Consider the following 11,734-nt stretch of genomic DNA (forward strand, 5'->3'; position numbering starts at 1 on the left):
GCGTTTTGTGATACTCCAGACCACAGGCGGTTCGACGTGGCGCTGGTCATGCCGCCAATCTGCGGAGTTTGTGGCTAGTGTCGGCCAAAGCCACGCGCAGATCAGGCAAAGCGGCTTGTCCTACTATAGGTTGATCATTCACTTTGGAAAGAGCCTTGATTTTAAGGCTAATGTTGCGATCGGTACTGCGTATTGCTTGCAGAAAAAACTCGCGGCGTTCCAATTTGGCGCGCTTGAAAACTGTTCAGGCCTTGCTCTAAAGCCTTAAGCCGGCGCGAAATCGTTTCTAAACGCTGTTGGGTGTCTTTAGGGCGGCGGAGCCCCTCTCGCATAGATCTGAAGACCTGTCGAAATGAGGGTATGGTGGCCATTCTGCTGCGGGCGCGCTGCTTGAGAGAGCCCGCTCAATTGGGTGCGTGCTTAGCTACAAAGTAACGATGAAACAAGTGGTCAGCAACGACAGGGGGACATGCCCGATGTTAAGCAGTTGTTTCAGGATGCGGGGCATGTGGACTTTCTGGATGCGACCGGGTTGTATCCGGAAAATCACGACCCTATGTGATCCACCCGGTCTGCGACGGGCATCTGTCTGCCGAGGGCAACAAACGGTTGGCAGAGTTTGTTGATCAATCGGTTTTCTAGTAGTAGCGGCTGCCACGTTTAGGAACCGGCCTGACGTATCTGTGCGTTCGCTTCTGAATTAGAAGCAGGCTACACTTCATAACAGGTTTTCACTAGGTCAGTTTTGCGCATTGCTATTTGAGAATAACACGCGGTTCAGCACAACCACGCACATCCATATGGACAAGAAACGTGTTGCCGGCATGTTCAAACCACTTCGGGCGATTTTCGGGCAGCTTCTGACGAGCAGTCGTCACAAAAAGTTGCTGAAAATCTTCCCCCCCAAACGCGGGGCAAGACGTGTGGCCTGTGGGAAACTCAATCGCAGACAGGAATGCACCTTTCGGGCTATAGCGCGCGACGCGGGCCGAACCCCATTGGGCGCTCCACAGGCATCCTTCTGCATCTACCACGGCACCATCCGGTTTGCGTTCGGGGTGGTCATCCGTGGCGCGCAAATCGACGAACATCGTCGCCTCGCCCACTGGCCAACCGGTTTCGGGGTCGACCTGGATGCGCCAGATGATACGGGTTTTGGTGTCCGAAAAATACGCGCACTTTCGGCTATGGTCGAAGCAGATGGAATTGGGAGTGCTCATATTGTGCTTCACAACCAGCAATTCACCTCCACCATGGTGGTCCGGAAACCATCGGTAGAGCGTTCCCATGCCTGCGTCTCCAGATTTACTCATGGTGCCCACCCAAAAGCCGCCCCACGGATCGGCCCGACCATCGTTAGAGCGCGTCAACGGGTTGTCGGCTTCGATGTCGCATAGCATTTCCTCGGACCCGGACACCAGATTGAAACGGCTCAACCCGGTTTCGCTGGCAATCAGCAGATTGTTCCAATCAATCCAACCCGCAGCACTGACATTACGGTCGAATTGCCAGCTAAAGGATTGGGACCCTGCGCGCGACAGAAGTCTCGAATTGACGATATCGAACCAGAAAAGTTGCTGGCGCTCCGGATGCCAGAGGGGGCCTTCGCCAAGAGTACAAGGGCGATCATCAAAAATTTTCGCTTGATAGGTCATCGAAGATCCAAAAAATAATGCACCTCAGAGGTATTCTCGGACAACTTGATACCCGCTAGGTGTATTCTGCCACCCAGTTCACCTCTCGCAAGCAATGTCACTTGCAGAGCACCTCGCACGGCTACAGCCCCAGGTACTGGTACAAGTTATTCAACGTGTTTTCATGGACATATTCGATGGCCTGCACAGTGCTGTTGGCGTTGTGGCTCGAGACGGTGACATTTTCGAACTGCAGCAGAGGATGATCGGTGGTCAGAGGTTCGTGTTCAAAAACATCCAGCGCTGCCGCCGCAACTTTACCACTTTGCAGCGCGGCAATCAGTGCCGCTTCATCCACAAGCCCGCCGCGCGCCACGTTGCACAGGATCACCTGATCGCGGGCCTTTCCCAGCGTGTCCGTGTTGATCAGATGATAGTTCTCAGGCGTTTGATTACAGCATAAACAAATCACATCGGCTTGATCCAGCAGGGCATCGAACGAAACGATCTGCGTGCCATCGGGCGCTGAGCCCAGATGCGGGTCGTGGGCAATCACATTCATGCCCAATCCGCGTGCCCTTTGGCCCACTCCCTGGCCAATGGCCCCATAGCCTACGACACCCATGGTCTTTCCGGTCATTCCAGGAAAGCGCCCCTTCGGCCATTCACCCGCGCGTATCATCCGGTCGGTGCGCGCCAGGCGACGTGTCGCGGCAAGCAACAGGCCAATGGCATATTCGCTGACCGCATCCCGGAACGCGCCCGGCGAATTGCAAACCGGCACTTTCAGGCGCCGTGCCGCTTCAAGGTCAATGCTGTCGATACCAGTGCCCCATTTCGAGATCACTTTGAGCCGCGGCAGATAAGCCTCGAGAACGGTTTGCGTGATCTGATCATCGCCGGCGAGCCACCCGTCCACGTCTTGGGCGTATTCCAGACATTGCGGTTCGGCCATAAACTGGTTTACTTCAGGCCAGATTGGCGTCAGCCCTTTTTTTCGCAATAGCGTGTCAAAACGAGCTTTTTCGTTTATCATCATGATGTTGGAAACAAGCACATGCATGACGAAACCCTTACGCGTTTTTGCGTTTTGCCAGAACGCCCAAAAGAGCTTCGGCGATATCAAGGTCTTCCTGCGTTTTGATCACGTGGCCCGAGATAGCACTCACCGGGTAAAAGGCGATCTTGCCATTGTAAGTGCCGATAGTGCCCGCTTGAACCGCCTCGATATAGGACTTTGCGCGCCAGCCGGTGATAGACCAGGTCACGCGCTGGACGGGGTTCAGATCTTGCGAGTTGGTTTTCTCTTGGAAAGTGAAGTTCACGGGTTGATCTTTATACGCCACTTCAATCCGATCCTGGATGCAGGACAGCATCACATCCGCGTCCGATGCGATAAACGCTCCAGCAAAGTTTTTTATTTCCTCGGCTGTCAGCAAGGGCGCGATCGAATGTACCTGAATAAGAAAGTCGCAATCTACATTTTTAAGGAAGTCGTAAACAAACTGCTCTGATGTTGCGACTGAATTGCCCAAATCCTCGGGGCGCTGGTAAAAGTTGATACCGTACTGATCGGCGATGGGTCCGAACTCTGCGTTTTCCGAATTAACGTAGATTTCGTCAAAGCAGCCGGAGGCCTTGCATTTCTCGATCGCGTGGGTAATTAGCGGTTGTCCTGCCAGCGGGGCAAGGTTTTTCTTCTTCAGTCGCTGGCTGCCCATGCGCGCCGGTATCATTGCTATTGTTTTCATGTATTCCTTCCCATCGATAGCTAACTCAGACGCAACTGCGTGCAAATAAGGATTTATGCTTTTCAAATATTTCCCAAGGCGCACAAAGGCTTTTTTGATCGTCGTCCAGAGGGGCCGGCGCAGCACCGGGGTCATAGCTGGCATAGCGCAGCCCAGCCTCCTGCGCGATCAGGGCGCCTGCCATGTCATCCCAGCCTTTTGCTTCCCGGCTGGCAACAAGGCAGACGCGCCCGGCTGCGGCGTAACACAAATGTAGTGCCTGACTGCCAAAATTGCGAAGTTTGAACTCGGTCAGCAACTGTACAAGCGCGTCAGGCGCGACCGTCGCAAAATCCTTGAGCAACCCCGAGGACACGACTGCCAATTTTGATTGTCCGAGCGTGGGATGCAAAACCGCCCCGTTCAGGCAAGCGCCACTGCCCCTCTGCGCCGAGTAAAGATCGTTTTGTACGACATCATACACAGCGGACAGCGCCGGTTCGCCGTCGTTGATCAAAACCACAGAAATACTGTAAACGGGCACTCCAGCAACAAAGTTCACGGTTCCGTCCAACGGATCAACCAGCCAGAGTGGACCTGAGCCCTGGTGCGGGTGGTAGTCCTCCTCTCCCACCACTGAAGAACCGGGAAGCAATTCCGGCAGCTTGGCCTCAAGCAGCTTTTGCATGTTCAGGTCTAAACTGGTGACCAAGTCCAAACCATCAGAGCCTTTGCTCCAGATTTCCGGCCGCTCGTTGAATACCTCTTTCACCCAACAGGGCAGTGCGGCGCACAACGCCGCATGTAAGCTGTCTGGTGTTGGCTGACCACGCATTGTCAGAACTTTCGTTCGGCAATAAGTGCTTCGTCCATGTTCGACATTCGCAGATACTGAGTCAGAATATGAATGAACGACATGTGGATGTCCTCGATAACGCCATAGTTCGTGGCTTCGACATGTACGTTCACGTCCGCCATGTCCTTTGACCGCCCGCCGGAAAACCCGGTAAACGAGATGGATTTCATGCCAATGCCCTTTGAGACTTCAAGCGCCCTCACGACATTTTCGCTGTCCCCTGACGAGCTTACGGTCCATAGCAGATCACCGGGACGGGCCATGGATTGCAATTGGTAGGAAAAAATCTCGGCATATGAAATATCGTTGGCTAGTGCCGAGTTCATTTCGGTATGTGCGGAAAGCGACATGAAACGCGGTTTAAGCTCTGTGTCTGTACGTACGCACTTCAAAAAGTCACACAATGAGTGGTTGGCAATACCGGCAGAGCCACCATTTCCGCAGATGTAGATGAAGTTGCCCGCCCGGATCCTTTCGACGAGCAACGCGCTAACCTGATCCAGCGCGCTTAAGTTGCTTAGTGCGGCAGCCTTCGAGAGGGTTTCGAAGTACTGTCCAGCAAAACTTTCACAACTCGGAAAACGCGTGTTTGGGAAAAAGTCTTTCATATCCATTCATCCTTCGAAGATGGGTAACTCTTAGGTTTCAAGCACAAAGCGCAAAACCCCGGACCTCAGACTGCGCTGAAGCAGGATTTGTAAATCACGCAAGCGGTTCTGGTCTGCCTCTCGAAAAAAGCCTGACCAGAAGGGGATATCAGAAGTCTCGGTGGTCTTGAAGTAGCGATCCAGAATGACGGCATCCAGCCGACCGGGTGTTGACACTTCAAGAACCGAGAGCCCGATACGTGCGCAAAAAGCCTGAAAGCCCTTGATCGAAAATACGGTCAGCCGATCAAGCGGAATAAAGCTGGGGGAATCCGCTCCCAGGATTTCATACTCCAAACCGTCGGCACAGGAACTGGCAATGAAAATCACCGTTTCTGCTGGCACCGATTGCCTTATCGTCCGCATCAGGGACTCGGGTTCGGCGACACGGTCCAGTTCTGTCGGCATCAAGACCGCTCGGGGCGCTATGTTCCTCAAACGCTCACCGATATCGTCAAATTCAGCGTTTTCGGGGGTGAACGGCAGGAAATCCCAACTGCGATTGCGGCTTAGCCGTCGCGTCGATTTGGGCCAGGCGGTCGCCTGAGAGGCAAACCGAATATCGACAACTGTATCAAGGGGGCGCTGAAGTCGTGCTTCGGTAAGGCTGATCCAATTCATAAGTGAAACGAATTCGAACTCACGGCTATTGCCCGTATCTCCGGCTTCTTTCTGATCGAAGATATCAAGCCGCAGACGGTCCAGCGTTTGCTGGCTGGGAACGCGCTGCGCATAAATCGTGTTGCAATCAGTGCAGCGCTTAAATTCCAGCAACGTCTGGGAAAAGTTCTTGCTTCTGGCAAAATCTCCACCACAGGCCGGACAACTCTGACGTGCCGTCCACGTCGTATCGCCATCCAGCATCAACTCTAACAGTGCCTTGTTACGAGCAAGACGGTATTGGACGGGTTTTTCCCCGGTGATGGTGCTGACATCGGGAAGATGATCAAGAAAAACAGGTGTTTGCATTGTCAGATTGCCTGATCTGAAAGCGTAGTTTGGTCTTGCAGTATTCGACGCCACTCTGGATCGGCGGAGTAAATTCTTTCGACCAGTTCCATCACATCCAACGCTTGCTGAGATGTGCCGCAGCGCAACGGTTCTTGCTCTACAACTGCGTTGTAAAACTCGGTGATTTCCTTGTCCCAGGACTTGTCTTCCGTAAAACGCAGTTCCTGACTTTCCGGGTTCGGGATCGGATTGCCGCTTGCATCCAGCCTGTTTAACGCAACCGTCAGCACTTCTGTCCCATAGCTGCCCGAAGCCGACAGGATGCCATCCACGGATACAAAACCATTGCGCAAAAAAAGCTCGAGCCGAAACGTGTGTTGCCACTGCGTGGCGGAAGAGTGGGCCGAGGCAACAATGCCATCAACATTCTTCATAAGCGCGAAAGCGTTGTCTTCGACCGGAACATCTGTCCAAAAATTGCGTTGGACATAGCTTTGCACATCCTCAAAGCGACCGGCAAACATCTGAAACAGATCCAGCATGTGAATGCCCTGATCAATCAGAATGCCGCCACCGGACTGTGTCGGGTCATTGCGCCAGTTCTGCGCATAGTTCGGGCCGCCGGCCTTGCCGTAAACGCCGCGCATGAAATAGAGCTCACCCATTGTGCCGGCATCGATCAGCTTCTTTGCCTCTTCAATCGCGTCATGGACCCTGTGATTGAAGCCGAACTTCAAAACCCGATCTTTTGCAGCGTGTTCAGCGGCTATCATACGGCGCACATCATCCGAATTGCGGCCGGGAGGTTTTTCCGAGAACACGTGTTTTCCGCGTTCCAGCGCCGTACAAACCACGTCCGGGATCATCATGTTCGGCACGCTGCAAACAATGATGTCCGGGTTGAAGTCATAAACAGCCAACGGGTCGGAAACCATGGGAACACTTGCATCGTGATCCAACGATGTGTCGCAAGCCACCACCACTTCAAACCCGCCGTGACGTTCCATAGCCTCGTGGCGAATCCGTCCCATTTTGCCATAACCGATTATGGCCACACGCAAGGTCATAAACCAAACTCTCTTCATCGGGGCGCAGTGCCCAACAACGTTCTGAAACCGTGCAATACAGTCTGAACGCCAAATCGCGCCGACCATATCAGGCTACAAACCTTGCGCAAGTTGGAAGTCCTTCGTGGGTGTGAGTACGCGCCAATTGAGATAAACTTCGATTGCACTGCGCCAGTTAGAGGCTAAGAATTACCCGACATAAGCAATTGCAGGAAGTTTATGGATCAAAAACGCTCAGAACACATTCGCGCAGCGCTCTCGCAAGCCCGAACAGCGGGGCGCCCTGCTTTGCTGGACGAGTCAGACATCCCTAAAAGCGTGTCCGACGCGTATGCCATCAGCTTTGCGCAAATGAAAAACATCGCGGCATGGAAAGTTGGCGGGGCCAATCCATGGTCACGGAGAGTCTTCCGGAACACAAACAGTTTCATTGGCCCGCTGCGTCCGGACGAGTTGTTCCTAGGAACTTCGTCCATTTCAATTGCGCATCTCAATGCGCCGCTGGCTGAACCGGAGATCATGCTCGAGATTGTGCCGAGCAACAATACTGGTGGTGATGTGCAGTTTTCTCGCATGGCAATCGGGTTCGAAATTCCTGCATCGGTTCTTCCCGAAGCGTTGAAAGCAAATCCGAACGGACAGATCGTGGACCGGGCCGGAGCAGGTGCGCTTTGGATCAACGGGATCACTCCATTTGATCAAACTGCCTTGCAACAGGAATTTTCATGCCAAACGTGGCATAACGGAACCGAAACTCCATCCGGCAGTTCTACCAATCTGTCCAATGGTCCGCTAGGAGCTGCTTTCGAGTTTCTTCAGGTTGCGGCCGCTTTTGGTGCGCCACTACTGCCAGGACAATGGGTCGCAACAGGTGGTCTTAGCCCAGCTTTCCCAGTTGCAACTGGCGATACTCTGCGTGTTAAGGCCCTGGACTGGGATGTAAGCCTCAACCTGATATGAGACGCGGCCTGAGTTTTGGCCTGACCACAAACATCCACACAGGCCTGTGGTCCGATCGAAGCAGGTTTCGTCTTCATCGAAATCGTGGACATGTTCAAGGGCTAGTTCTGTTGTGAAATTTATTTAGGTTCAGAGAAATACATCTGTCTTGCTATGTTGTGCGATCAGTTATTTGAACAGTTGAAAAGGGCAGATTCCGGGCGTGATTTGGTCTCTACGGATCATGTGCGCGAATTCGATGCCTGCCAGAGTCGCTGAAGCCGAAGCAAAAGATTTGAAGCCGAGCATCGGACGGGTTCGTCTTTTGATGAAACGGTGGTCCTGTTCCAAAATGATGTTCAAGTATTTTCGCCTGAACATTTCAATTGGGACCGAGCAACCAAAACCCTTTCAACATCTTGTTTATGGCCTTGATGTTAGCCGTATTAGCTCCGCTTTTGTTGATGGCAGTCGTTCTCGGAAGACCGTTGACCTCCAGCGTCTGGGCGAAGAATTTGGGCTCAGTTAGTATGTTTCGGCGCCGCGAAAGCATGAAATCAAGCGTCTTGCCGTGCGTGTCGACAGTTCGATAGAGAAAACCCACACGTCTTCTACCTTGATGTAGGGCTCGTCCATTCTCCTGGAACCGGCGCAAGATTTTTTGCGACTACGCGCGGCCTCAGCGATAGCGCAACAGCATCTTGTCGCCCACCAGCTCCGGAAACTGTCGTCCAGATGAACCAGAGGGAAGTCATGCACCAACACTCACACTTGATCACCTAAGTGGGGCTGATCATATGCTCTGCTGAGCCGGCGCGTGATATTCGAAACATATATAAAGCGGCAAAGATAGGCTGGGAACAGTGATCAGTTTGACTGATCTCCTTTTACTCGGTCTCTGCGCAAATTCCAAGCACTACGGAAGTACTTCCAAGGGTACCTACGCGCGTGATCTCGCTCTTTTTCCGCCTGTTGGAGTTTAGTAGTCAAGTCCTCTATTGCCGTTTCCTCTGGCTTTGATTTCTCAAGTACCTCACGATGCAACACGGCAACTTCTGGAGGAACCCGTTTGCTCTTAACAACCTGATACGCCTGACCACCCCAGCCTTTGTCCGTTGCTGTGGTTTTTAGTTTTTTGAAAGCCGATGCATTGTTGGACACATTTTTTATGTATTCCCACTCAGGCTCGAGCATGAGGAAGTCTTTTAGCACCTCCCCCGTCCATAGAAGTGTGTCGTCAATAATAAGAACGCCACCAACTTTTAACCTCTTGCCCAGATAGTAGTAGTCAAAAAACGGCATGGGAAATGCATGATCGCCGTCAATCAGCACGATATCAAATTCATCTTCTCCTAAGGAGGGGAGATAGTCTTGGCTCTTCTCAATGATGAAGTTGAGCGAATACGCCGACAGTCCTAGGTCCGCGCACTTTTCGAGCACGGTCTCCTTGATTCGAGCGTCTGGCATGATTGAGGTGTGCCGGCAGTGCAGCCCGGTCAGGCAGATAGTAGATAGACCGGCGCCAGTCTCAATAGTTCGATCACCTGCTTTTGCTATGTCGCGAAGAAACAGGAGGACCTCTGGCGTTATGCCCCAGCTAACGCGTTCGCCCTTGCTATTAAAGTGCAGTTTCGGACGCTCTTCTATAAGCGCTTCTATATTAAAGTGACTTTTTTGCGACATAAACGAACCTTTAGGTTGAGCATTTGTTGTTTAGATTGCCATTTGGCCAAGTTCAAGAGCGGTCACGGAGATAGCGGCGATTGTGCGATGAATATTAACTGAATCGGTGGAACTGTTAACGTGCAACGCAACGACTCTACCATTTGATGACGACAGTTTTTCTTATCTCTACGCTCTGAAATCCTGGGAACATTTTTAGGGGCCTGCAGATGTAAGCTTTTTGATAGAGGCGCAGCGCTGTCTGAAGCCGGGTGGGAAACTAGTGATTGAACCTCTGTACGGCGCTGAACAAGCCTTCATCGCTACTGACTCGAGCGTTTGGCGCAACAAGCAGGTCTACGATGCGTAGGCTTTGCCAGGCTTTCGAAAGATGTTCCGGTGTTCGTGCACACTTTTGGCCAAATCTATGCGCAACGGCATGACGCCGACCTTCATGGCGCTGACGAAACTCTTTTTCGAAATGTTTTCTGTGACTCTTGATAAGAAAACAGATCAGTTTTTGAAAAACCGTTTGAACACAGGGATATCCTTATTGCAACGGAAACTGAATAAGGCGACGCGCGCGATACGCCAGATAGATTAAATTGAGCACTGAATGGTTGATTTACACTATAAACGCGTGCCTCTTTACTGATTTCCAGCGTCACGCTACCGAACCGTTTAGCGCAAGGGCATCATAACCGCAAACGAATTTGGTTAAGACTTACGTTTCGCGAAACATCGGTGTTGGTCAGCCTCACTTGCACCTAATTGAATAGAAGTCCCCATTTTCTGTACTACATCAATTGTCCAACACACCTCAATTTATGGAGCTGGATCATGCACCGCCGCCGTTGAGCGGTTTGCGCGACGATATCGTGATAGCTCGAGGATGGACGGGTCGTGTCATTGCGGTATGCGGCAGGTCAGTTCAATGCTCAAAATGCGGGTATTGTTCTGCGGTTGCGTTAAGCGATCGCCTTGGATCTGTTGATCATATGCCAAACGTATCTTGAAATTACCCCGTAAGCAGGTAAAGAGGTCGAGTAAGAAATACGGAGATAACGCAGTGCAAAACCCCAATCCTGGGCTAAATGGCGGAGATTCCACGCTAAACAGACTTGCCACATCCGCTAGAAACAACTTTGCACCGTTTGTAAATCGTCATATTGGCAAAAGAGCCTTCATTGTGGGAAACGGTCCGTCGCTCAACAAAATTGATATGGGACTGCTAAAAGACGAAATCACCTTCGGGTCAAATCGAGTATATCTTGGATTTGAACAGTGGGGCTACGATTTCACATATTGGGCGTGTCAAGATGAACTCCAGATCATTCAGGGCGCGGACTACTATAACAGCGAACTCCCAGAAAACATGGTAAAGTTTGTTCCGCAGGAGCACCGCGCACTCTTCACCACTGCCAATACATACGGTTTGAATATCCTATGGCGTACCGAAGGCTATCCAAAATTCTCAACCTCCCCCAACATTTTTTACGAGGGTTGGACGGTGACTTACCTGCTTTTGCAACTCGCTTACTTGATGGGATGTAATCCAATTTATCTTGTTGGCGTCGACTACAGTTACAAGATCGGAGACACCGAAAAGCGTGGCGGCAAGTGGGGTGATTCTGAGTCCTCAAGCCATTTTATCGACAACTACATGGCGGATGACAAGGGTGTTGTTTGGAACGTTCCGGACTTTAAAATGACTGATCTGGCTTATGCATGTGCTGCCGAAACACTTCGGTCGAAAAACGTTCAGGTCTTCAACGCCACGCCGGGCACCAAGCTGAATTCATTTCAGAAAGTCGATTTTGAAACGGTTTTTGCAGACATACCAACACGCAACAACCAGTTCGCGTACAAGCAGAAAACAGCGCTCATCGTGGCCTTGTCTGAAAATGAAACGGATCTGTTGCGTGCGCAGAACGCCTGTCCGACAGAATATAGACAAAAACTACTCGTCGCGCTGGGAAAGCGTGCACCAAACGACACCGAGGTAGAATTTTACGACGAAGGCAGTGAAAAGATCTCAACACGCATCTTAGATGCTGCGCGAGACGTCGACAAAGTGTTTTTGTCCGTGTCATACCGCGCCGAGCGGGATCAGGCATACCAAGCCGAAGTCGCAGCAATAGCATCAGGCCTGCCATCGGGAAAAAGCGCAATCATGATTGGGGACAAACGCCCGGCAGACACGCTGGAAGAGGCGATATCCATATCCAATCGCGAATGGGTAGCCTGA

General features: G+C 51.8%; 10 protein-coding genes and 1 pseudogene. 2 read left to right on the plus strand and 9 right to left on the minus strand.

Features of this window, described 5'->3' with window-relative positions:
- Positions 1 to 755: 755 nt before the first annotated feature.
- From ACR0B7_RS20395 to ACR0B7_RS20425, 7 genes are all read right to left on the minus strand, one after another.
- Positions 756 to 1,655 (minus strand): SMP-30/gluconolactonase/LRE family protein, encoded by a 900-nt coding sequence (locus tag ACR0B7_RS20395; RefSeq protein WP_170486045.1) that lies wholly within the window; start codon positions 1,653 to 1,655, stop codon positions 756 to 758.
- 121 nt (positions 1,656 to 1,776) lie between these two features.
- Positions 1,777 to 2,697: a phosphoglycerate dehydrogenase gene (locus ACR0B7_RS20400; protein WP_170486044.1), complete on the minus strand. Its 921-nt coding sequence runs from the start codon at positions 2,695 to 2,697 to the stop codon at positions 1,777 to 1,779.
- 10 nt (positions 2,698 to 2,707) lie between these two features.
- The gene (locus ACR0B7_RS20405; protein WP_480682327.1) at positions 2,708 to 3,529 is read right to left on the minus strand and encodes an acylneuraminate cytidylyltransferase family protein; all 822 of its coding nucleotides are present in this window, start codon (positions 3,527 to 3,529) and stop codon (positions 2,708 to 2,710) included.
- On the minus strand, positions 3,411 to 4,199 hold the full coding sequence (locus ACR0B7_RS20410) for an inositol monophosphatase family protein (RefSeq protein ID WP_170486043.1): 789 nt from the start codon (positions 4,197 to 4,199) through the stop codon (positions 3,411 to 3,413). The genes ACR0B7_RS20405 and ACR0B7_RS20410 overlap by 119 nt, the downstream gene beginning before the upstream one ends.
- A gap of 2 nt (positions 4,200 to 4,201) precedes the next feature.
- A complete protein-coding gene (locus ACR0B7_RS20415; RefSeq protein ID WP_480682329.1) occupies positions 4,202 to 4,834 on the minus strand; it encodes an SIS domain-containing protein in 633 nt (210 codons plus the stop codon).
- Positions 4,835 to 4,858: 24 nt separating this feature from the next.
- Positions 4,859 to 5,836: a hypothetical protein gene (locus tag ACR0B7_RS20420; protein ID WP_170570457.1), complete on the minus strand. Its 978-nt coding sequence runs from the start codon at positions 5,834 to 5,836 to the stop codon at positions 4,859 to 4,861.
- A 2-nt stretch (positions 5,837 to 5,838) separates the two neighbouring features.
- Complete coding sequence (locus tag ACR0B7_RS20425; protein ID WP_170486040.1) at positions 5,839 to 6,885, minus strand: Gfo/Idh/MocA family protein; 1,047 nt, start codon at positions 6,883 to 6,885, stop codon at positions 5,839 to 5,841.
- 219 nt (positions 6,886 to 7,104) lie between these two features.
- Here ACR0B7_RS20425 and ACR0B7_RS20430 point away from each other — a divergent pair, with 219 nt between their 5' ends.
- A complete protein-coding gene (locus ACR0B7_RS20430) occupies positions 7,105 to 7,845 on the plus strand; it encodes a hypothetical protein (RefSeq protein WP_170486039.1) in 741 nt (246 codons plus the stop codon).
- Positions 7,846 to 8,013: 168 nt separating this feature from the next.
- Here the strand turns inward: ACR0B7_RS20430 and ACR0B7_RS20435 are convergent.
- Together ACR0B7_RS20435 and ACR0B7_RS20440 are read right to left on the minus strand one after the other, a co-directional pair.
- Positions 8,014 to 8,508, minus strand: a pseudogene (locus ACR0B7_RS20435) (DDE-type integrase/transposase/recombinase); the annotation flags it as partial.
- 183 nt (positions 8,509 to 8,691) lie between these two features.
- Positions 8,692 to 9,507, minus strand: a complete 816-nt coding sequence (locus ACR0B7_RS20440) for a class I SAM-dependent methyltransferase (RefSeq protein ID WP_170577033.1) — start codon at positions 9,505 to 9,507, stop codon at positions 8,692 to 8,694.
- A 1,048-nt stretch (positions 9,508 to 10,555) separates the two neighbouring features.
- On the opposite strand from ACR0B7_RS20440, the gene ACR0B7_RS20445 reads away from it, so the two are divergent.
- Positions 10,556 to 11,734 (plus strand): motility associated factor glycosyltransferase family protein, encoded by a 1,179-nt coding sequence (locus tag ACR0B7_RS20445; protein WP_170577032.1) that lies wholly within the window; start codon positions 10,556 to 10,558, stop codon positions 11,732 to 11,734.

It is taken from the genome of Ruegeria sp. BB6 (assembly GCF_056539385.1).

Coding starts and splice junctions, on each gene's coding strand:
- ACR0B7_RS20440 (WP_170577033.1), bottom strand. CDS start 9,507: ATGTCGCAAAAAAGTCACTTTAATATAGAAGCGCTTATAGAAGAGCGT.
- ACR0B7_RS20410 (WP_170486043.1), bottom strand. CDS start 4,199: ATGCGTGGTCAGCCAACACCAGACAGCTTACATGCGGCGTTGTGCGCC.
- ACR0B7_RS20430 (WP_170486039.1), top strand. CDS start 7,105: ATGGATCAAAAACGCTCAGAACACATTCGCGCAGCGCTCTCGCAAGCC.
- ACR0B7_RS20400 (WP_170486044.1), bottom strand. CDS start 2,697: ATGCATGTGCTTGTTTCCAACATCATGATGATAAACGAAAAAGCTCGT.
- ACR0B7_RS20405 (WP_480682327.1), bottom strand. CDS start 3,529: ATGCCAGCTATGACCCCGGTGCTGCGCCGGCCCCTCTGGACGACGATC.
- ACR0B7_RS20425 (WP_170486040.1), bottom strand. CDS start 6,885: ATGACCTTGCGTGTGGCCATAATCGGTTATGGCAAAATGGGACGGATT.
- ACR0B7_RS20415 (WP_480682329.1), bottom strand. CDS start 4,834: ATGGATATGAAAGACTTTTTCCCAAACACGCGTTTTCCGAGTTGTGAA.
- ACR0B7_RS20420 (WP_170570457.1), bottom strand. CDS start 5,836: ATGCAAACACCTGTTTTTCTTGATCATCTTCCCGATGTCAGCACCATC.
- ACR0B7_RS20395 (WP_170486045.1), bottom strand. CDS start 1,655: ATGACCTATCAAGCGAAAATTTTTGATGATCGCCCTTGTACTCTTGGC.